This is a genomic window from Chloroflexaceae bacterium, assembly GCA_025057155.1.
Lineage (GTDB): Bacteria > Chloroflexota > Chloroflexia > Chloroflexales > Chloroflexaceae > JACAEO01.
The window spans coordinates 14,194-33,079 of sequence record JANWYD010000025.1 but is presented as its reverse complement, the minus strand read 5'-3'; the positions used below and the strand labels follow the sequence as shown (position 1 = coordinate 33,079).

The window sequence follows — 18,886 nt, the reverse complement described above, 5'->3', positions numbered from 1 at the left end:
CACAATCACCACACCTCACCGACACGCCCAGTCCGCAATCCAAAATCCAAAATCGTATTACTGCTCTCGCCGCGCCAGCGCCGCCACCACGCCGTAACCGGCGACCAGCACCGCCACGGCCACGAACCAGTTTCCGAGGACCTGCAGGGTGATCAGGGCCAGAACCAGGGGCAATGCCGCATTGAGCAGCCCTCCCAGGTCACCGCCGAGAGGCGCGGCGGGCAGCGAGGAGGGCGCCTGCCGGGTCGCCAGTTCGCCGCCCCGGCCCTCATCGCGCGCCGCGTCGCCCTGGCCCACAAAGGCTTCGGGGGGCAGCGGCGCGCCGGGCACCGGCCGCTCGCGGGCCTCGGCCAGGTAGGCCGCCCGCCAGTCATAATCCGGGCGGCTATGCGCCTCGAACAGATGGAACATGGCTCGCTGGAGGTAGGCCGGGTGGCCGGCGCTCAGCGCGGCCGCTTCGCGCAGTTCGGCGGAGGTGAACGTCACGCCCGTCTCCTCCAGGTACGCCTCGGCAAAGAGCCGCACCTCAGCGGGCGCGAAGGCCCCCAGGCGCACCTGGGCGAACGGCTCGCTCAGTTCGGGCGCCGTCGCCCCTCCCGCCGCCACCAGCAGCAGATCGAAGACCCCGTCGCCGCGAGGCACCAGACCGCCCGGTTCCCCCGGAATGCTTCGTCGGGCCAGGCGAGCCATACGTTCGAGCATATCCGCGCCCCAGCCGGCCTCTACCGCCGCCTCGGCATGGTCCAGGCACACCAGCACCGTGCGCCCCGCGCGGCTCAGGGCCGTCTCCACCGCGTCCGGCGTATCGCCGCGCCACCCCAGCGCCCTGGCGATCAGCCGGTAGACCGTCGCCGCGTCGGGCAGCAGGGCCAGGTCGAGGTAGAGCGCCTCCAGGGTCGGATCCTCCAGCACCGCGCCCGCCGACTGCCCCACGTGGGTCAGCAACGACGATTTGCCCGTGCCGCGCGCCCCGGTCAGCAATACCGGGCGGCGAGCCTCAATGCGCTCGAAGACCATTCCGACCTCGCGCCAGCGCCCGGCGAAGCGTTCAGGGTCGGTGATGCGCTCGCGTTGGGTGAAGGGGTTCATGGCAAGAGATGCCAGCGTTCGATGTTCCACATATACAGCGGCGACGCGAGCGTCACCGGGCCGTCCAGGGTGGTTACACGCCCGTTGAGGGCCACGGGCAGACGATCAGCCCAGAGAAAAAGGTACGGCAACTCTTCGGCGACGCGCGCCTGGGCCTGGGCGATCGCCGCGGCGCGCTCCTCAAGACTGTAGAGCTGGCGGGCGGCCTGGGCCTGGTTATCGTAGGCCGGGTCGCTAAAGCCGACGAAGTTGCGCGTCGAACGTTTATCGCTCTCGCCCTGGATAAGCTGGCTGGAGTGAAACAGCGCGAAATCGTCGGGGTCGTAGAACATCACATCGGCAAAGTCGGGGTCGCCGGCGCCATTGCTCCAGCTTCCCAGCAGCAGGTCAAAATCAAAGGGCGGGGCGTACCGCGCCAGGATCACCGAGGCGAAGTCGGCGGGCTGCACCTCAATCTGCATGCCAATCGCCGCGGCCGTCTCGGCGATGCGCGTGGCCGCCGCGACGCGTCGCTGGTCGTCGCCGCGCACGTAAAGCGTGGCGCGCAGCGGTTTGCCCTCCCGCTCGCGAATGGTCGCCCCCGCGGGCAACGTCCACCCTGCCTCGTCGAGCAGCGCCCGCGCCGCCTCGAGATCGGCGCCTCCGCGGGGCGGAGGGGTGAGATCGGCCCAGGAACCGGGAAGCGCGGTTGAGTTGATGGGCATGCCCTGACCGTTCGTTGCCGCCTCGACCAGCCGGGGCACGTCCACTGCCAGCGCCAGCGCGCGGCGCAGGCGCCGGTCGGCGAAGGGCCGCCCTTCGCGCAGATTGAAGCCCAGGAAGTAGTACCCATTCTCCGGGTACGAACTCAGGTACGCGCCGGGCAGGCGGGCGGCCAGCGAGGTCGGATCGCTCCAGGGCAACTCCGCCAGCAGCAGCCGACCGTCGGTGAGGGCCTGACGGGCCACCTCGGGATCGGGCGCCACGACGAAGGCCACCCGGTCGAGCAGCGGCGCCCCGCGGTGAAAGTTCTCGAAGCGTTCGAGTACGATAGCGCGCCCGGGATCACGCTCGGCCAGCCGGAAGGGACCGCTGCCTACCGGCGCCTCCCAGAAGTTGAAACTGCCGAAGTCGCGGTTCTCCAGCACATGGGCGGGCAGCACCGGCACGGCCAGCGAGGCCAGGAGGGGAGCGAAGCGGCTGGTCAGCGTCAGCACCACGGTGTTGCTCGTCGGGGCCGTGGCCGCGCTGATGTAGCGCAGATCGGCCAGCAGCGCCGTCGAGGTCATCGGCAGCCCCCGCAGCCGTTCCAGGGTAAAAAGCACGTCCGAGGCGTCGAGCGGCGCGCCGTCGTGCCAGGTCAGACCGCTGCGCAACGTGAAGGTCAACGTCCGGCCATCAGGAGTCGTCTCCCAGCGTTCGGCGAGATCGGGCACAGGGCGCAGTTGGGCGTCCAGCCGCATCAGCCCTCCATAAAGCAGGCCGATTACCTGCTCTTCGCCGCGCGTGCGTGGCTGCCAGGGACGCAGATCAGGGATGTCGGCTTCCAGCCGCACCGTCAGATTGCCGCCGCGGGGCAGCGCCGTCGGCGTCGGCGGCGCGATGGTGGCCGGGGGCGAGGGGGCAGCGGGCGCGCCAGGGGCGGAAGCGAAGGGACCACTGGCAAGGTCGCAGCCGGCCAGCACCGCCAGGAACGTCAGGGCCGCGACCAGGCTGGTCCAGAACAGGCGACGGGTGGGAAGCATGCTCATGCGCCCATTATACCAGTTGCGGAACAGTCGCGTCTGCCAGCGACTCCGCCCTCCAGAGAGCCGGATGCACAAGGCGCTCGCGCAGTCTGCCGGTTTCGTCATCAGTCGCCGCCTACGGCAGCCTGTCCGGCCTGGCGCTCCTGCCCGTCAGCAACCAGGTCGCCACAGCGGGGAAGCGCGCGGCCCAGTCAGCCTCCGTATGGCGGGCATCCTTCACTTCGAGGTAACGCAGGCGCTCGCGGTCGTAACCGCGCGCCAGGAGCAGACGGCGCAGCCGCCGGGCGGTTCTCTGCATCTCTGGCTGCTCGCCCGTGCCCACATCGAGGTAGATCCGGCCCGGCGCGTGGTCGGTAGCCGCCAGGTAGGCGAAAAAGGCGCCGTTGGCGAACCAGAGCGACGGGCTGAGGGCCCCGGCCAGACCAAACACGTCAGGCCGGCGGAAAAGGGCGTAGAGGCTGATCAGGCCGCCGAGGGACGAGCCGATGATCCCCGTGTGCTCCGGTTCGGGCCGGGTGCGAAAGCTCCGGTCAATGTGCGGTTTGAGGGTATCGGTGATAAAGGCCAGGTAGGCGTCGCCCAGGCCCACTCCATTCTCGGCGCTGGTAAAGGGGCTGTACTCCGCTATGCGCCGCTCGCCCATATTGGCGATGCCGACCACAATCGCCTCGATACCCTGGCGGGCCAGCGCCTCCATCGTCTCATCCACCTGCCACTCCACTCCGGCGTAACTCGTGGCCGCGTCGAAGAGGTTCTGCCCATCGTGCATATAGAGCACCGGGTAGCGCCGCGTCTCCTCATCATAACTGGGCGGCAGATAGATGCTGATATCGCGGCGATTATCCAGTTGCGGGCTGGGAAAGGCGGCAATAGTAATCAGGTTGCCCACCACCGTGCGCATCTCGGGGGGTGGCCCGCCCAGCAACGGGGCCGTAGCCGGAGGCGCCGCGGTTTCCACCCGGCCATACAGCGCCGCCCAGGCCGCACCGTCCTGGCTCAGCACCGCCACCGAGCGGCCTTGCAGCGGGTATACGCCGCCCGGCGGCAACGGCGGCAGGTCGTCGCGCCCGTCAGGGGCGCTGCTGTCCAGCAGCGGCTGCCACAGAGGACCGCCGTCCACGCCGGGGAGAATGAAGGGTAGCGGCTCGTGGTAGGCGTTGAAGAGCAACAGCAGCACGTCATCGCGCAGCAGGTGGCCCTGGGCGTCAAACTCTTCCATCAACTGCCCGTTCAGCAATAGCCCCACGCAGCGCACCATGCCATTGTTCCAGTCGTCATCGTCCATCTGCTGGCCGTCAGGGCGGTACCACTCAATGTCGCGCACCCCCGCGCCGTGGATCTCGCGCCCCTGGAAGAACGTGGCGCGGTGCAGCACCGGGTGCGCCTTGCGCATCGCGATCAGGCGCCGGGTCCACTCCAGCATCGCCCGCCCGTCGGCGTCGAGATCCCAGCGCATCCAGGCGATGGGGTTGTCCTGGCAATACACATTGTTGTTGCCGCCCTGAGTGCGCCCGCGCTCATCGCCGTGGAGGATCATCGGCACACCCTGGGAGAGCAGCAGGGTGGCCATGAGGTTGCGCTGCTGCCGCAGGCGCAGGGCGTTGATCTCCGGGTCGTCAGTGGGGCCTTCGACGCCGCAGTTCCAGGAGTTGTTATGGCTCTCGCCATCGTTGTTGTTCTCGCCGTTGGCCTCGTTATGCTTCTCGTTGTAGCTCACCAGGTCGCGCAGGGTGAAACCGTCGTGGGCGGTGATGAAGTTGATCGAAGCGTGAGGGCTGCGCCCGCTCTGCTGGTAGAGGTCCGAGGAGCCGCTGAGGCGATAGGCCAGCTCGGCCACCTGCGCCTCGTCGCCCTTCCAGAACCGGCGCACCGTATCGCGGTACTTGCCGTTCCACTCCGCCCAGTTCACCGGGAAGTTGCCCACCTGGTAGCCTCCGGGACCCACGTCCCACGGCTCGGCGATCAGCTTCACCTGGGCCAGCAGAGGGTCCTGCTGAATGGTGTCGAGGAACGAGGAAAGCTGGTCGCCCTCGTAGAGGCCGCGCATGAGCGCCGCCGCCAGGTCGAAGCGAAAGCCGTCCACGTGCATTTCGCTCACCCAGTAGCGCAGGCTGTCCATCACCAGTTGCAGCACCCGCGGGTGGACGATGTTCAACGTGTTGCCGGTGCCGGTGTAGTCCATGTAGTAACGCTCGTTGCCGGGAACCAGGCGGTAGTAGGCCGCATTGTCAATCCCGCGGAACGAGAGCGTCGGCCCCATGTGGTTGCCCTCGGCCGTATGGTTGTAGACCACGTCCAGAATGACCTCGATGCCTGCGGCGTGCAGGGCCTTGACCATCTGCTTGAACTCGCGCACCTGGTCGCCGGGGTGAGCGCAGCGGGAATACTGGGTCGCGGGAGCAAAAAAGTTGATCGTATTGTAGCCCCAGTAGTTGCTCAGACCCTTCTCGATCAACAGCCGGTCGTTGGTGAACTGGTGCACCGGCAGCAACTCGATGGCAGTAACCCCCAGCTCCAGCAGGTAGTTGATGATCGCCGGATGGGCCACGGCGCTGTAGGTGCCGCGGATCTCGTCGGGGATCTCCGGATGCAGCATGGTCAGGCCCTTGACGTGGGCCTCGTAGATGATGCTGTCGTGCAGCGGGCGGTCGGGCCGCTCGTCGCCGCTCCAGTCGAAGGTCGGGTCAATCACCACGCAGCGCGGCACGTAGGGCGCGCTGTCGCGCTCGTCGTAGGAGCAATCTTCATCGGGATGCAGAATCGTATAGCCGAAGGCGGCGTCATGCCAGCGAATGTCGCCGTGCAGCGCCCTGGCGTAGGGGTCAATCAGCAGTTTATGCGGGTTGAAGCGGTGACCCTCGGCAGGCTCGTAGGGACCGTGGACGCGGTAGCCGTAGAGCTGGCCGGGCCGCAGATGCGGAATGTAGATGTGCCACACCAGGTCGGTCTGCGTAGTAAGCGGGATGCGCACCGACTCGCGCGGCGCATCGGGAGAGTCGAACAGACAGAGTTCAACGGCGGTCGCGTGTTCGGAGAAGAGGGCAAAATTGACGCCCGATCCATCCCATGTGGCCCCAAGAGGATAGGGCAAGCCGGGGCGCGTGGTTGTCACTGCACTTCCTCGCTAATCTGAACACCGGGCTGTGGATTGCAAAGGCTTGGAAGAGCCGCACCCTGCCGGATTTCTGGTCTATGTCCATTGTAACACCGGCTCCCTCTTGCCGAAGCAGCCGTACCGCGACACGAACGGCCGATGCCGTTTCCGCCTTCGGCGACGAGGTTCAGGGCGGCGCAGCCGCCCACCATCATCACTGGAATGAGCGGAGTAGCGGCGCCTGCCTTGAGGCCCGGCGTCGGCCAGCGCAGCGGCTATCTTGCACAAATGCACTCCTTCGTCTATACTATGGATGGTGTTGCATCAACGGCTCTGTTAGCTGTGCGGGGTCCACCAAATCTGTGGCAAAGGGGGTGAGCAGGCGATTGACGAACGCGGATATTCCGGGCGGGGCGATACCCCGCGCTCCAACTAATGCCCGGACCACTGCGGTGGCCGCGCACGTCAAACGACAGAGCTATGCGTGTAGAACGTCGCGAAGGCGAGACGGTCGAGCAACTGATCCGTCGCTTTAATAAGGGCGTGATCTCCGAGCGCATTACGAAGACGTACCGCGAGAAGATGCACTTCATTTCAAAGAGCGAACAGCGCAAGGAGAAACGACGCCGCGCCGAGCGCAACCGGCGCAAGAAGATGGCGAAGGGCCTTTAGCTGCATGTTGATGATGTTGGCACGGGTCCGACGGGCCGTTGCTCGTCGTCCCGTGCTCTTATTATGTGGTTCGCGAGAAACGCTATTTTCTGGCTTTGTAGCTCAAGCCGGGGCGCGGCGAAATCCGATGTCCCCGTGCGCTAATCGCTGTCGGGCTAGTTAACGCTCGGCGATGAGGCATAGGGAAATCTGGTCTCCCTAACTTGATCCTGGCTCTGAGCATTCCCGGATAAACACCTGAGGACCGAGAATGTTTGATAAACTTGCTGCTGTTGAAGCGCGCTACGAGGAACTTGGCGAGTTGCTCGCCCGCCCCGAGGTGGTGAGCAATCCCTCCCTGTTGCAGCGGTATGCCCGCGAGCAGCGCGATCTCGAACCTGTTGTCGCCGCCTATCGCGACTATAAACAGGCCCGCCGCGCTGCCGATGAGGCCAGCGCCGTCCTGCACGAGGCCGATGACCCTGAGCTGCGTGCACTCGCTCAGGAGGAGCTCCAGCACCAGCGCGCGCGCCTGGAGGCCCTCGAGCAGGAACTGCGCGTCTTGCTTCTCCCGCGTGATCCAAACGACTCTCGCGACGTCATAATGGAGATCCGTCAGGGCGAGGGAGGCGACGAGGCCGCGCTCTTTGCCGCCGACCTCTTCCGTATGTACTCGCGCTTCGCCGAAGAGCGCGGCTGGAAGGTCGAGGTTGACAGCGCCACCGAAAATGGTCCCGGCGGCTTCAAGGAGATTATCTTCGAGATCCGCGGCGAGGGCGCCTATAGCCTGCTCAAGTACGAAGGCGGCGTGCATCGGGTGCAGCGCGTGCCCGCGACTGAGGCCCGCGGGCGCATCCATACGTCCACCGCGACGGTCGCCGTGCTCCCCGAGGTCGAGGAAGCTACCGTCGAGATCCGGCCCGAGGATCTGCGCGTAGATGTGTTTCGCTCTGGCGGGCACGGCGGGCAGGGCGTCAATACTACCGACTCGGCTGTGCGTCTGGTGTACCGGCCCGGCACCCCCGATGAGATTGTCGTCACCTGCCAGGATGGGCGTTCGCAGATTAAGAACAAAGAGAAGGCTATGACCGTGCTGCGCGCCCGGCTCTACGCTCGCGAGCAGGAGAAGAAAGAACGCGAACTGGGAACCTCGCGCCTGGCCCAGGTGGGCGCCGGCGAGCGCGCCGAGAAGATCCGCACCTACAACTTCCCCCAGGATCGCGTGACCGACCATCGCATCGGGCAGAACTTCTCCAATCTGCCCGCCATCCTCGATGGCGATTTGAGCCGGATTATTGACGCCTTGATTGTTCATGACAACGCCGAACGGCTCAAGGCGTCGGGTATTGCCTGAGAAATGCCGAGCGTCCTTCCTCTCCAGCTCGAGCAGTTCATCCGGCGCATGCCCAAGGTCGAACTCCACCTCCATCTCGAAGGCGCCGTTACACCCCGGACGCTGCTCGAACTCGCCCGGCGCAACGGGCTGAACCTCGGCGCGCGCAGCGAGGCCGATGTAGCCGCCCTGTTCCGCTACCGCGATTTCGGCGAGTTCCTCGCTGTGTTCATGGACCTGGCCCGCGCCATTGTCTACGGCGAAGACTTTGAGCGCCTGGCCTACGAACTCGGTCTTGACCTGAGCGAGCAGCAGGTGCGCTACGCCGAGGTGATGATCTCGCCAATGCAGCATATCAACCGCGGAGTGGATCTGCGCGAGGCCATTGAAGGGGCCATGGCCGGCTTTGCCCGCGTGGAGCGCGACGGTGGCGCCCAGGTGCGGCTGGTGCTCGACTACGGGCGCGGCTATGGCACCGAGCCGGCATGGCCCGTGCTTGAAGTAGCCCGCGCTATGCGGCCGCGCGGCGTGGTCGGCTGGTCCATCGGCGGGAATGAGATTGGCCATCCCCCCGAACCCTTCGCTCCCCTCTTTGCCGCCGCTCGCGCCGCCGGTCTTGGCTTGATGGCGCATGCCGGCGAGGTGGTCGGTCCGGCCAGCGTATGGGGGGCGATCAATGCCCTGGGCATTACGCGCCTGGGCCACGGCATTCGCGCCGTGGACGACCCGGAGCTTGTCGTCACCCTCCGCGAACGCGGCGTGGTGCTCGATATCTGCCCTACCAGCAACCTGCTCACCGGTGCGGTGCCCTCCTGGGAGACCCACCCCCTGCCGCGCCTCCGCGCCGCTGGCGTGCCGCTGACCATCAACTCCGACGACCCGACCTTCTTCCACACTACCCTGACCGAGGAGTACCGCCGCGCCGCCATCCACTTCGGCTTCACCGCCGACGACCTCTGCGCCGCCGTGCTTACGGCCGCCACCGCCAGCTTCCTGCCCGCGGAAAGCCGGGCCGCGCTCCGCCGTTCCCTTGCCTCCGAGCTCGACGCCCTGCGGGCCGAGCTGGCCGTTTGACAAGCCGCCCCCGGCGACGTATAATCAATCGAGGATCACGCCCAGGTGGCGGAATTGGCAGACGCGCTAGGTTGAGGGCCTAGTGACCTAACCACGGTCGTAAGGGTTCAAATCCCTTCCTGGGCACCACGGGCGGTCGGGCGATTAGCTCAGCGGTAGAGCACCTCGCTTACACCGAGGGTGTCGGCGGTTCGATCCCGTCATCGCCCACCAGTTCATCCTCGTTCGCCGGTGCGCCAAGGTAGCTCAGCCGGTAGAGCATCGCACTGAAAATGCGAGGGTCGCCGGTTCAAATCCGGCCCTTGGCACCATTTCTCTGCAGTTGCTGGCGCTTTTCCTGTCCCCCCGGTGGTATATGCCTGTGCATTACCCACAGGTTGGGGGCGGCTTTTGGCTTTTCTGCCCATCTGGAATCGCTCAGCGTCCTGGTGCATCAAGCATTCCGCTCAGTGCGCTAATCTGGCGCGCCGGGGGCGCAGGCACGGGCTTCGCCCCGCAGGCACGCCCAGAAGGCGCTGCAACGGGCCCAGGCTTCCTGCCGCGTCTGCGAGCGGGGCGCTGCGGCAAGGGTAATGCCCGCGGCCAGGGCCGGCGCGAGCGCAACCGGACGCCCCTCGACCGCCAGGAGCACCGCGCCGTCGGCCCCGATCGCCTGCACCTCGACCTCAACGCCCGGCGCCAGGCCCTGGCCCCGCAGAAACGCCTCGGCAGCCGGCGGCACGCCGAGGGCGGCAAGGCGGCCCCGCGCCCCTGCCGCGCAGGCGTCCAGCGGGCGCGCCTCGGGCTCGCCCGCCGCCTCCCATTCTGACCCGGACGCCGGCGCGCGCTCCAGAAAGGCTTTCAGGGCCGTCACCAGCCGCTCCGAGGTGATGTGCTCGAGCTGGCAGGCCAGGTCGTCGGCCTCCTCGGGGGCGATGCCCAGATTCTCCACCAGAAAGATCACCCACAGGCGCCGGCGCGAGAGGATCGCCTGGGCCTGCGCCTCCCCCGCCTCAGTTAAGGTGACCCCCTTGTAGGGCTGATAGTGCATCAGCCCCCGCTCGCTCAACTTGTGGCACATCTCGATCGCCGAGACTTGCGTCACTCCCAGCCGGCTTGCCAGATGCGACACCGCCACCGGCTGGTCCGGCGCCCGGCGTGACAGCGCCGTCATCACCAGGTACATTTCGACGCTTTCGCTCATAGGGTCTGTACCATATCAGGGCGACCTGGCAGGGCGATCCTGGCAACCCTGGCAGGGCAACTTTCATGATCGTTAAGAATTACATCTGGTATCGCCCAACGCTGCGGGCTAATGAAGGTTAAGAATTTAATCCGGTATAGCCCGCGAAGGCGAGCTTCGCATCGGTAGCCCGCGGCTTCAGCCGCCGGGCTATACGGCGAATACTGCTTTATATTCATCTTCATAAGCCCTTGCTGAGTTCATGAAAGCCTCCGCGGGGCATCCATGTCCTGAGCGAGGGCTTTAGCGAGCGATGCCGTCGCAAGGATAAGCGTGGTATGTGGTATGCCGGATTCAATTCTTAATCCTTATCACGATCGCCCTGCCGGGGTCGTCCTGCCGTCCCGCCTTACCTGACCCAACCAACCACTGATTTCAGGTTTACCCTAAATTCCTTGTCGGGGCCAGCATACGCCGCCGTTTCCGCCCTGTCAAGCGCCTTTTCGCGCCGGGATGGGTTTTCATTTCTCTACCTGAAGTTGCCCCGGCGTTACTTGAGAGGCTGGGACTCGCTCTGGTATACCTGCTGTTAAGGTTTACCCAAAGATTGGTCGCTATCCTATGAGCGTCTCTGAAGTGACCCTTGACCGGCTTGCCCGGAACCAGAACGCCGTAGTTCGCCGGCTGGGGGGCGATCGCGAGTTTCGTCGCCGGCTGCTGGCGATGGGTCTGGTGCCCGGCGAGCACGTGACACTGACCGCAGTCGCCCCCCTGGGCGATCCGATCGAAGTGACCGTGAAAGGCTACCGGCTCTCGCTTCGCAAGGAGGAGGCCCGGCTGGTTGTCGTGGAGCCTGCCTGATGTCCATCCCCACTTTGCCTCTGGCCCTTGCCGGCGAAGGCGCCACGGTGCGTCTGGTGGCCATCCAGGGCGGCCAGCGCGCCGCGCATCGCCTGGCCGAACTGGGCCTCACCCCTGGCACGACGGTGACGGTGCTGCGCGACAATGGCGGCGCGCTGCTGGTGGCGGTCGGCGATACGCGCCTGGCCCTGAGCTACGGGCTCGCGCAGATGGTTCTCGTGACTGGAGAGGAGCCGCATGATGCGTGAGGTGACCATCGCCCTGGCCGGCAATCCCAACGTCGGCAAGAGCACCGTCTTCAACGCCCTCACCGGTATGCGCCAGCACGTAGGCAACTGGCCCGGCAAGACGGTGGAGCGCAAAGAGGGTCGCCTGATCCTCGGCAAGCATCAGATCACCGTGGTTGATCTGCCAGGAACCTACAGTCTGGCCGCCCGTTCGCCGGAGGAACAGATCGCCCGCGATTTCATCGTGCGCGAACGGCCCGACGCTGTGGTCAACGTGCTTGACGCCGCCAATCTCGAACGCAACCTCTATCTGACCGCCCAGTTGCTCGAAGCCGAAGCGCGCCTGGTGCTGGCCCTGAACATGGCCGACGTGGCTGCCGCGCGCGGTCTGCGCCTGAACCCCGAGGCCCTGGCTGCAGCCCTCGGCGCCCCGGTGGTAGTGATGGCTGCCAGTAAGGGCCAGGGCCTTGACGAGTTGAAGGCGACCCTGCGCGATCTGGTTGCCGCCTCGATCCGCCCGGCGCAGCCTGCGTTCAAGGAGGTGGCGCGATGACCGCCGTTCCTCTGGCTTCTCCCGCTGTCCCCTTGCGCTATGCGCCGCCTATCGAAACGGAGTTGGAGCGTCTGGTCGCGGCCCTGCGGGCCATACCCGCCCTTGCGGAGCGTTACCCGCTTCGCTGGCTCGCCATCCAGCTTCTCGAAGGCGATGAGGCTCTGCTGGCCGAGGCCGAGAGTCTGGGCGGGCCGGCGGTCGCCGCGGCCCTCGCCGCCAGTCGCGAGCGCCTGGCCCCCCATTACGGCGAGGACCTCGACGTTGCCCTGGTGGATCAGCGCTACCGCTTCGTGCACGCCCTGGCCGGGCAGGCCCTCACCCGTCCCGCCGCGCCTCCCCTGACCCTCTCCGACCGCATTGACCGGGTGGTGACCCACCGCTGGCTGGGCATCCCCATCTTCCTGGCGCTGATGTGGGTGGTCTTCAAGCTCACCACCGATGTCGCCGCTCCCTTCGTGGACTGGATCGATGCCACCCTGAGCGGGCCGGTCAGCGCCTGGACCATCGCCCTGCTGGGCGCGCTGGGCCTGGGGGGCGGCTGGCTCGAGTCGCTGCTCGTGGACGGGGTGATAGCCGGGGTGGGCGGGGTGCTGGTCTTTGTCCCGGTGCTGCTCGCCCTCTACTTCGCCCTGGCCCTGCTGGAGGACTCGGGCTACATGGCCCGCGCCGCCTTTGTGATGGACCGGCTGATGCATGCCCTGGGCCTGCATGGCAAGAGCTTCCTGCCGATGATCGTCGGCTTCGGCTGCTCGGTGCCGGCCATTTATGCTACCCGCACTCTCGATAGTCGGCGCGACCGCGTCCTCACCGGGTTGCTGGTGCCGTTTATGAGTTGCAGCGCCCGGCTGCCGGTCTACGTGCTGATCGCGGCGATCTTCTTTCCCGCCCAGGCCGGACTGGTGATCTTCGGCCTCTACCTCACGGGGATCGCGGTGGCGATCCTGATAGGCGTGCTGCTCCGGCGCACCCTGTTCCGCAATCAGCCTCCCGCGCCCTTCGTGCTGGAGTTGCCGCCCTACCGTCTGCCGACGCCGCGGGGCGTCTGGCGGCAGATGTGGGAGCGCACGGCGGCGTTTCTGCGCAAGGCCTCAACGATCATCCTGACGACGAGCATCGTGGTCTGGTTGTTGCTGGCGCTGCCGGTGCGGGGCGAGGGCCGCTTCGCCCATACGCCTGTGGAGCACAGCGCTTTCGCGGCCATTTCGGGCGCCGCCGCGCCGGTTTTCACGCCGCTGGGCTTCGGCGCCTGGGAGACAAGCGGCGCCCTGCTGACTGGCTTCGTGGCGAAAGAGGTGGTGGTCAGCACCCTGGGGCAGACCTATGCCGTAGCGGAGCTGGAGGAGGAAGCCGAGACGCCGCCGACGACCTTCGGCGAGGATCTGCTGGGCATCGCTGGCGGCCTGGTCAGCGCCACGGGCGACGCGCTGCGGGCGCTGCCGGGGGTCATCGGCGTCGATCTGGAGGCCCCTGAGGAAGAAGAAGAGATGGCTCCGGAGGGGCTGGCCGCCGCGGTGCGGGCGGGTTTCGAGGCGAGCAGCGCCGGTCACGGGGCCGCGGCCGCGCTGGCCTTCCTGGTCTTCGTGCTGCTCTATACCCCGTGTATGACCACCGTGGCCGCCGCGCGCCACGAGTTCGGCAGCCGCTGGATGTGGGTCAGCATCATCGGGCAGTTCGTGGTGGCCTGGCTGGCGGCCCTGCTGGTGTTCCAGGGCGGGCGGCTGCTGGGTTGGTGAGGAGGCGCGCTTGCTACACGAGGTCTTACAGGCGCTAGAAACGGCCGGCGGCCCGGTGAGGCTCAATGAATTAAGCCAGCGGCTGGGGGTCGATCCGGGCGTGTTAGAGGATATGCTTGCCTTCTGGGTGCGCAAAGGGCGCTTGCAGCTTGCCGACGGAGAAGTGTGCGGCGGGGGTTGCGGCGCTTGCGGTCTACGGGCCGAGGTATGCGTCTTCAACACCGGCGGCCCGCGGACGATCACGCTGATCGAGCGGGGGCGAAAGTAGCCTGGCGCCGGCAGCCCGTTGGAGGCCATGCTCAGCACAGTCCAACGGGCTCAGGCCTTCTCAGGTGAGGACTGCCGTGGCTCGACGAGGTGCAATGGCTGATCGAGCGAGGCATGGCTCACCCCGGAGAGTTGCAGGGCCGAGATAAGCTGTCTGGCCGGACCTTCGACGACCACCGTATGGCTCAACTTGCCGCCGTGCACCTCCGGCAGGAGCCGTTCAAGCTCCTCGCGGGTGTCGTGAAGCGCCGCGTCCATTTTTCGCTGGCGCGCGGCGATCAACTCCCGTCGGTACTCCTCGCGCGTCTCAAACTGCGTTGGGTCAAGCTCAAACTCTGGCACGCCAGACTCAAGCGCGGTCGCTGGCTGCAAGGTCATCACCACCCGGAAAACATCATCGGGTTTGGCGTTGCGAAGCGCCTTTTTCAACTGCACATCAATCTTGCTCATATCGATCCCGGTAAGTTTCATAATGCTGCCACCACCTGCACGAGCCCGTATCCCTGCCGCACGGCGACCTGCTCGAGTTCCAGGCTGGTGCTCATGATTGTATCGAGCAGGTCGGGGACGCGAATGGCTGGATAGCGTTCGAGGATAAGCGCGGCGAGACCGGAAACGATTCCCGTTGCCATCGAAGTGCCGTCCCAAGCTTCGTATCCTCCCCCGATGACGCTCGAAAAGACCCCCGCTCCCGGCGCCACCACATCGGGAACACTGTACTGGTGATTATTGACCACCAGGGTGCCGCTGCTGCTGAAACTGGCAACCCGTCCCTGCCGGGTCGTAGCGCCCACGGAGAGCACTTCCACATAATTGCCCGGGCTGCGCGTCTGATTGACACCCTCATTCCCCGTTGCGCATACCACCAGGACACCTACGCTCAAAAGCGTGGCGATCGAGTCGTGCAGGTCATCAACGTACCCGTGAATGCCAGCGGAGATGTTGACGATCTGGACTTCCGCGTGCTGCGCCGCCCATTCGAGAGCGGTTACGAAACTCGCAATGGTGCCTCGCCGCCGGGGCAGCATGAGACCGTTCCAGATCCGCGCTCCAGGGGCGACCCCGACGGTATCGCCGCAGATCAGGCCGGTCACGTGGGTTCCATGTCCATCACTATCATAACTCGTAATCGCTCTGATCTGCAACGTCTCCGGGTCGAAGAACCATGCCTGTTCGATTTTACCCTGCAATTCGGGATGGCTCTCGTCAATGCCGGTATCAAGCACCAGCACGCGCACGTCGCGGCCGCTGCCTTGAAACCCGTTGCTACGCGCCGCTTCGAGCCCGATCGCGCGTAGATGCCAGTAGTCATCTTCCTCGAGGCTGACCTTGCGCCCCGCGGTCTGGCGTGGATGAATGACACTGATCGGTTGATTGGCGACAACCATGTCGCCAGGGATCTCCTGGCGCAGACGTTCGACCTCCTCCGGATCCAGATCAACAATCCGGTTGCCGGTTACAGGGCCGTAGAAGCGCACCCGTTGCGGTTCTTCCGCGAACCAGGCCCGCAGTTCTTGCTGAACGGGGTCCTGCTGCTGCAATTCCTGCACTGCGGCGATCTGCGCCTGGCGTGCCGGCTCGGTAAAGCCCTGCCGATCAGGTTTGCTGCGCGCACAGCTAGCCCGTTGCGGGGTCGAACAATATAGATCGCCATCGGTCTTCCCGTCAATCTCCTCACCAGTAAATACGTCAGGAGGAACGCCATTCTACCGACTTTCCACGGCCCTGTTACCGGTTCCTTCGGGACGCCAGATACGGCAATCCAGTATCCGAAATAGTTTCACACCGTTTCAGCGACAGGCGTCTCCGCGGGGTAGAGCACGTGCGGCAGGACCTGGTCCATGTGCTCCACCGCAACGATCTCCAGCGCGGCGCGGGTCTCTTCGGGCACGTCGCGTAGATCGGGTTCATTATCGCGGGGGATGAGCACGCGGGTGACCCCCACGCGCTGGGCGGCGAGGAGCTTCTCTTTGAGCCCCCCAATCGGCAGCACCCGGCCGCGCAGGGTGATCTCCCCGGTCATCGCCACGCGCTTATAGGCTTTGCGTCCGGTAAGGGCGGAGATCATGGCGCAGGCGATGGTGATCCCCGCCGAAGGGCCGTCTTTGGGCACGGCCCCGGCAGGCACATGGATGTGAATGTCGCGCTTCTGAAACATATCAGGGTCAATGCCGAGTTCGCCGGCCCGCGAGCGGGCATACGTCAGTGCGGCGCGGGCTGACTCGCGCATCACATCGCCAAGCTGGCCAGTGAGGATCAACTGGCCGTTGCCGGGCATCACGCTGGCTTCCACCAGCAAGGCATCGCCGCCCGCCGGCGTCCAGGCCAGACCGGTGACCACGCCGACCTCGTCGTCGCCGAGGATCATGCCGCCATGACGCCGGGGCGGGCCGAGCAGGTCTTCCAGGTCGGCGCCGTCAATGCGTTCCGGGAGGAGCTTGCCGGTGGCGCGACGGGTGGCCATTTTGCGGTAGATGGTCCCGATGCGTCGCTCCAGGTCGCGCACGCCCGCCTCGAGAGTGTACTCGCGCACCAGGCGCCGCAGAGCCGAGTCAGTCAACTCGGGGGCGTGGCCGCGCTCCAGCGCATCCTGGTCGGGCAGGTTGCTCGGCGGCGTCTCGCCAGGGGCGGCGGGCGCGGGCGCGACACTGCGGGGGGCCAGACCGTTAGCCTGCACCTGTCGGGGAATGAGGTAGCGCCGCGCGATGTGCAGCTTTTCCTGTTCGGTGTAGCCGGCCAGGGTCAACACCTCCATGCGGTCGAGGAGCGGGCCGGGGATGGTGTCGAGTTGATTGGCGGTGCAGATGAAGAGCACCCGGCTCATGTCGAAGGGCACGTCCAGGTAGCGATCAACAAAGGTGCTATTCTGCGCCGGGTCGAGCAGTTCAAGCAACGCCGCAGCCGGGTCCCCCTGAATGCCGGCGCTGATCTTATCCACCTCATCCAGCATCAGCACGGGGTTATTGCTTCCGGCGCTGTTAATGCCCTGAATGATCCGTCCGGGGATGGCGCCGATGTAGGTGCGGCGAAAGCCGCGAATATCGGCCTCGTCGCGAATGCCGCCGAGGGCGACGCGCACGAACTTGCGCTCCAGGGCGCGGGCGATGCTCTGCCCCAGACTGGTCTTTCCCACGCCGGGCGGGCCAACGAAGCAGAGGATGGGGCTGCGAGCCTCGGTATCGCCCTGTTCAAACTGCAAGCGGCGCACGGCGAGGAACTCGATAATGCGCTCCTTGATCTGCTCCAGATCGTAGTGATCCTCGTCGAGGATGCGTTGCGCCCGCTCCAGATCCAGATTGTCGCGCGTGCTCTTGTTCCAGGGCAGACCGAGCAGCCAGTCCAGGTAGGTGCGACTGACGGTATACTCGGCGGCGCCGGGGGGCATGCGCTCCAGGCGCGCCAGTTCGCGCTCGGCCTCGCGACGCGCTACTTCGGGCATCCCCGCCTCCTCGAGACGCTTGCGCAGGTCGGCGATTTCGGCCCCACGCTCATCGGTCTCGCCCAGTTCCTTTTTGATCGTTTCGAGTTGCTGGCGCAGCACATACTCGCGCTGGCTGCGGGCCATGTCTTCGCGGGTGCGATTGGCGATATCCAGCAGTTGCCGTTCGCGCTCCAGGAACCCGATCACCAGGCGCAGCCGGGCCGAAATGTCCAGCGTATCGAGAACCTGCTGCTGTTCTGCCGGACGCAGCCCCAGGTTCGCAGCGATCATGTCGGCAAGGGTGCCGGGATTGGGAATGTTGGCGGCGATGATGGCGAGTTGATCGGGCAGCGAGGGGCTGAGCCGCACCACCTCCTCGAAGGCCACGCGCGCTGTGCGCGCCAGCGTCTCGGTCTCGGCGTCGGGGGGCGGCTCGGTGAGCACCCGCACCCGGGCGACGGGATAGGTCGCGGTGGTGACGATCTGCTCGATGGCGATGCGGGCGTGGCCCTCGAGCAGCATCTGCACACTGCCGTCAGGCTGGCGCAGCAGGCGCACGATCTGCGCCGCGCACCCCGTGGCGGCCAGGGTGGCCGGGTCGAAGGTGTCGCCAGGCGCGGTGCGCAGGAACAGGCCGATGAAGCGCGAACCGAGCGCGGCGTCATCCACCAGGCGCACCCAGGGGTCGCCTCCGACGGCCAGAGGCAGCACGGCTCCGGGGAAGAGCACACCATTGGGCAGCGCCAGAATAGGCATGCTGGAGGGAATCTCCACGCTCCCAGGGGGCGCCGCTCTATCAGGAGTGGCCGCGGGGTTGCTCATCACAGCCCTCCCTCGATCTGGATGACCATCACGCGCTGGGGCGGATCACTGGCGTAGGGCAGAATGATCTCCAGCAAGCCATTGCGATAATGCCCCTCCGATCGTTCCGGATCGATGGAGGTGGCGATCGGCACCTCCACCTCAAAGCGCCCCGCGCCGATCTCCATGCGGTGGATGCGGCGCAGGCCGGGCGGAGGCGTCAACTGGCGCTGCCCCTGGACGACAAGCAGGTTTGGTTTGACATACACCTGCAGATCGGTCGGGTTCACCCCGGCCAGATCGGCGATAATAACCAGACCCTCATCGGTTTCATACACATTCATTGGCGGATGCCACGAACGGGTCTCGAAGGTCACAAATGGCGTTCGGAAGGCGATCACGCGGATCGTGCGGCTGGGATCGTTCACGTGGCTGCTCCTGCTGGCGGCTGGCGCCCCTCGCTGGCGGCCAGAGCGATTGTAGATGGCGGCTTTTTATCGGCTGCGGCGCGTCCGGGCGCGGCTAACGGCGCACTGACGGGCGAAAGGGCTGGTGTAGAACGGCGCTGAAGCCATGCTACCGCGAAGGCGAGCGGGTTGCAAGCCTGCTGGTCCGCGCGATGGCACAGCCTCCCGATACTAGACGCGATGGCCGGTCAGGCGCGCAAATCCGACCAAAGTTGGATACCGCAGTGCGTCAAAATCTGTTATACTGCATATACAGGTTCGGCAACGGTGCGACAGACGTGCCGAACCCCTTCCTCTTTTTCCCCTCTGTCGCTCCCCTCATCTGCCCCCAGCGGCTGCCGTAAGGCAGCCGCTTGCCACATGACGGAGCAGAGGAGGATGACGATGCCGTTATCCACAACCCCCCTAGCGCAAGTGCGCGGGAGT

At 66.0% G+C, this 18,886-nt stretch carries 16 protein-coding genes and 3 tRNA genes; 11 read left to right on the top strand and 8 right to left on the bottom strand.

What is annotated here, in order from left to right; genetic code table 11:
- Nucleotides 1-57: 57 nt before the first annotated feature.
- From NZU74_18590 to glgX, 3 genes are read right to left on the bottom strand one after another with little or no spacing between them, the layout of a single operon-like run.
- Nucleotides 58-1,089 carry an ATP-binding protein gene (locus NZU74_18590; GenBank protein ID MCS6883342.1) on the bottom strand — a complete coding sequence of 344 codons (1,032 nt, stop codon included), beginning with the start codon at nucleotides 1,087-1,089 and terminating at the stop codon, nucleotides 58-60.
- The gene (locus NZU74_18585; protein MCS6883341.1) at nucleotides 1,086-2,921 is read right to left on the bottom strand and encodes a peptide ABC transporter substrate-binding protein; all 1,836 of its coding nucleotides are present in this window, start codon (nucleotides 2,919-2,921) and stop codon (nucleotides 1,086-1,088) included. Before NZU74_18585 ends, NZU74_18590 begins: the two co-directional genes overlap by 4 nt.
- Before the next feature lie 10 nt (nucleotides 2,922-2,931).
- A complete protein-coding gene (gene glgX, locus NZU74_18580; protein ID MCS6883340.1) occupies nucleotides 2,932-5,928 on the bottom strand; it encodes a glycogen debranching protein GlgX in 2,997 nt (998 codons plus the stop codon).
- A gap of 462 nt (nucleotides 5,929-6,390) precedes the next feature.
- Here glgX and rpsU point away from each other — a divergent pair, with 462 nt between their 5' ends.
- The 6 genes from rpsU (at nucleotide 6,391) to NZU74_18550 (ending at nucleotide 9,279) form a co-directional block, all read left to right on the top strand.
- Nucleotides 6,391-6,582, top strand: coding sequence for a 30S ribosomal protein S21 (gene rpsU / locus NZU74_18575; protein MCS6883339.1), 192 nt, complete (start codon nucleotides 6,391-6,393; stop codon nucleotides 6,580-6,582).
- Nucleotides 6,583-6,832: 250 nt separating this feature from the next.
- Nucleotides 6,833-7,915: a peptide chain release factor 1 gene (prfA, locus tag NZU74_18570; protein ID MCS6883338.1), complete on the top strand. Its 1,083-nt coding sequence runs from the start codon at nucleotides 6,833-6,835 to the stop codon at nucleotides 7,913-7,915.
- 3 nt (nucleotides 7,916-7,918) lie between these two features.
- Nucleotides 7,919-8,968, top strand: a complete 1,050-nt coding sequence (gene add / locus NZU74_18565) for an adenosine deaminase (GenBank protein ID MCS6883337.1) — start codon at nucleotides 7,919-7,921, stop codon at nucleotides 8,966-8,968.
- A gap of 39 nt (nucleotides 8,969-9,007) precedes the next feature.
- Nucleotides 9,008-9,097: transfer RNA gene (locus NZU74_18560), tRNA-Leu, on the top strand.
- Between the two features lie 9 nt (nucleotides 9,098-9,106).
- Nucleotides 9,107-9,181: transfer RNA gene (locus NZU74_18555), tRNA-Val, on the top strand.
- A 22-nt stretch (nucleotides 9,182-9,203) separates the two neighbouring features.
- Nucleotides 9,204-9,279: transfer RNA gene (locus NZU74_18550), tRNA-Phe, on the top strand.
- Nucleotides 9,280-9,422: 143 nt separating this feature from the next.
- Here the strand turns inward: NZU74_18550 and NZU74_18545 are convergent.
- On the bottom strand, nucleotides 9,423-10,151 hold the full coding sequence (locus tag NZU74_18545) for a metal-dependent transcriptional regulator (protein ID MCS6883336.1): 729 nt from the start codon (nucleotides 10,149-10,151) through the stop codon (nucleotides 9,423-9,425).
- Nucleotides 10,152-10,751: 600 nt separating this feature from the next.
- On the opposite strand from NZU74_18545, the gene NZU74_18540 reads away from it, so the two are divergent.
- The 5 genes from NZU74_18540 to NZU74_18520 are packed head-to-tail and all read left to right on the top strand — an operon-like array spanning nucleotide 10,752 to nucleotide 13,772.
- The gene (locus tag NZU74_18540) at nucleotides 10,752-10,991 is read left to right on the top strand and encodes a ferrous iron transport protein A (GenBank protein ID MCS6883335.1); all 240 of its coding nucleotides are present in this window, start codon (nucleotides 10,752-10,754) and stop codon (nucleotides 10,989-10,991) included.
- Nucleotides 10,991-11,239 carry a ferrous iron transport protein A gene (locus NZU74_18535; protein MCS6883334.1) on the top strand — a complete coding sequence of 83 codons (249 nt, stop codon included), beginning with the start codon at nucleotides 10,991-10,993 and terminating at the stop codon, nucleotides 11,237-11,239. The genes NZU74_18540 and NZU74_18535 overlap by 1 nt, the downstream gene beginning before the upstream one ends.
- Nucleotides 11,232-11,771 carry a 50S ribosome-binding GTPase gene (locus NZU74_18530; protein MCS6883333.1) on the top strand — a complete coding sequence of 180 codons (540 nt, stop codon included), beginning with the start codon at nucleotides 11,232-11,234 and terminating at the stop codon, nucleotides 11,769-11,771. The genes NZU74_18535 and NZU74_18530 overlap by 8 nt, the downstream gene beginning before the upstream one ends.
- A complete protein-coding gene (gene feoB, locus NZU74_18525; GenBank protein ID MCS6883332.1) occupies nucleotides 11,768-13,504 on the top strand; it encodes a ferrous iron transport protein B in 1,737 nt (578 codons plus the stop codon). Before NZU74_18530 ends, feoB begins: the two co-directional genes overlap by 4 nt.
- Before the next feature lie 10 nt (nucleotides 13,505-13,514).
- Nucleotides 13,515-13,772, top strand: coding sequence for a FeoC-like transcriptional regulator (locus NZU74_18520; protein MCS6883331.1), 258 nt, complete (start codon nucleotides 13,515-13,517; stop codon nucleotides 13,770-13,772).
- 50 nt (nucleotides 13,773-13,822) lie between these two features.
- On the opposite strand, the gene NZU74_18515 is transcribed toward NZU74_18520, so the two are convergent.
- The 4 genes from NZU74_18515 to NZU74_18500 form a co-directional block, all read right to left on the bottom strand.
- Complete coding sequence (locus NZU74_18515; GenBank protein MCS6883330.1) at nucleotides 13,823-14,242, bottom strand: hypothetical protein; 420 nt, start codon at nucleotides 14,240-14,242, stop codon at nucleotides 13,823-13,825.
- A complete protein-coding gene (locus tag NZU74_18510; protein MCS6883329.1) occupies nucleotides 14,239-15,321 on the bottom strand; it encodes a S8 family serine peptidase in 1,083 nt (360 codons plus the stop codon). Before NZU74_18510 ends, NZU74_18515 begins: the two co-directional genes overlap by 4 nt.
- A 230-nt stretch (nucleotides 15,322-15,551) precedes the next feature.
- Nucleotides 15,552-18,014 carry an endopeptidase La gene (locus NZU74_18505; GenBank protein ID MCS6883328.1) on the bottom strand — a complete coding sequence of 821 codons (2,463 nt, stop codon included), beginning with the start codon at nucleotides 18,012-18,014 and terminating at the stop codon, nucleotides 15,552-15,554.
- The gene (locus tag NZU74_18500) at nucleotides 18,014-18,421 is read right to left on the bottom strand and encodes an Hsp20/alpha crystallin family protein (GenBank protein ID MCS6883327.1); all 408 of its coding nucleotides are present in this window, start codon (nucleotides 18,419-18,421) and stop codon (nucleotides 18,014-18,016) included. The genes NZU74_18505 and NZU74_18500 overlap by 1 nt, the downstream gene beginning before the upstream one ends.
- Between the last annotated feature and the right edge of the window lie 465 nt (nucleotides 18,422-18,886).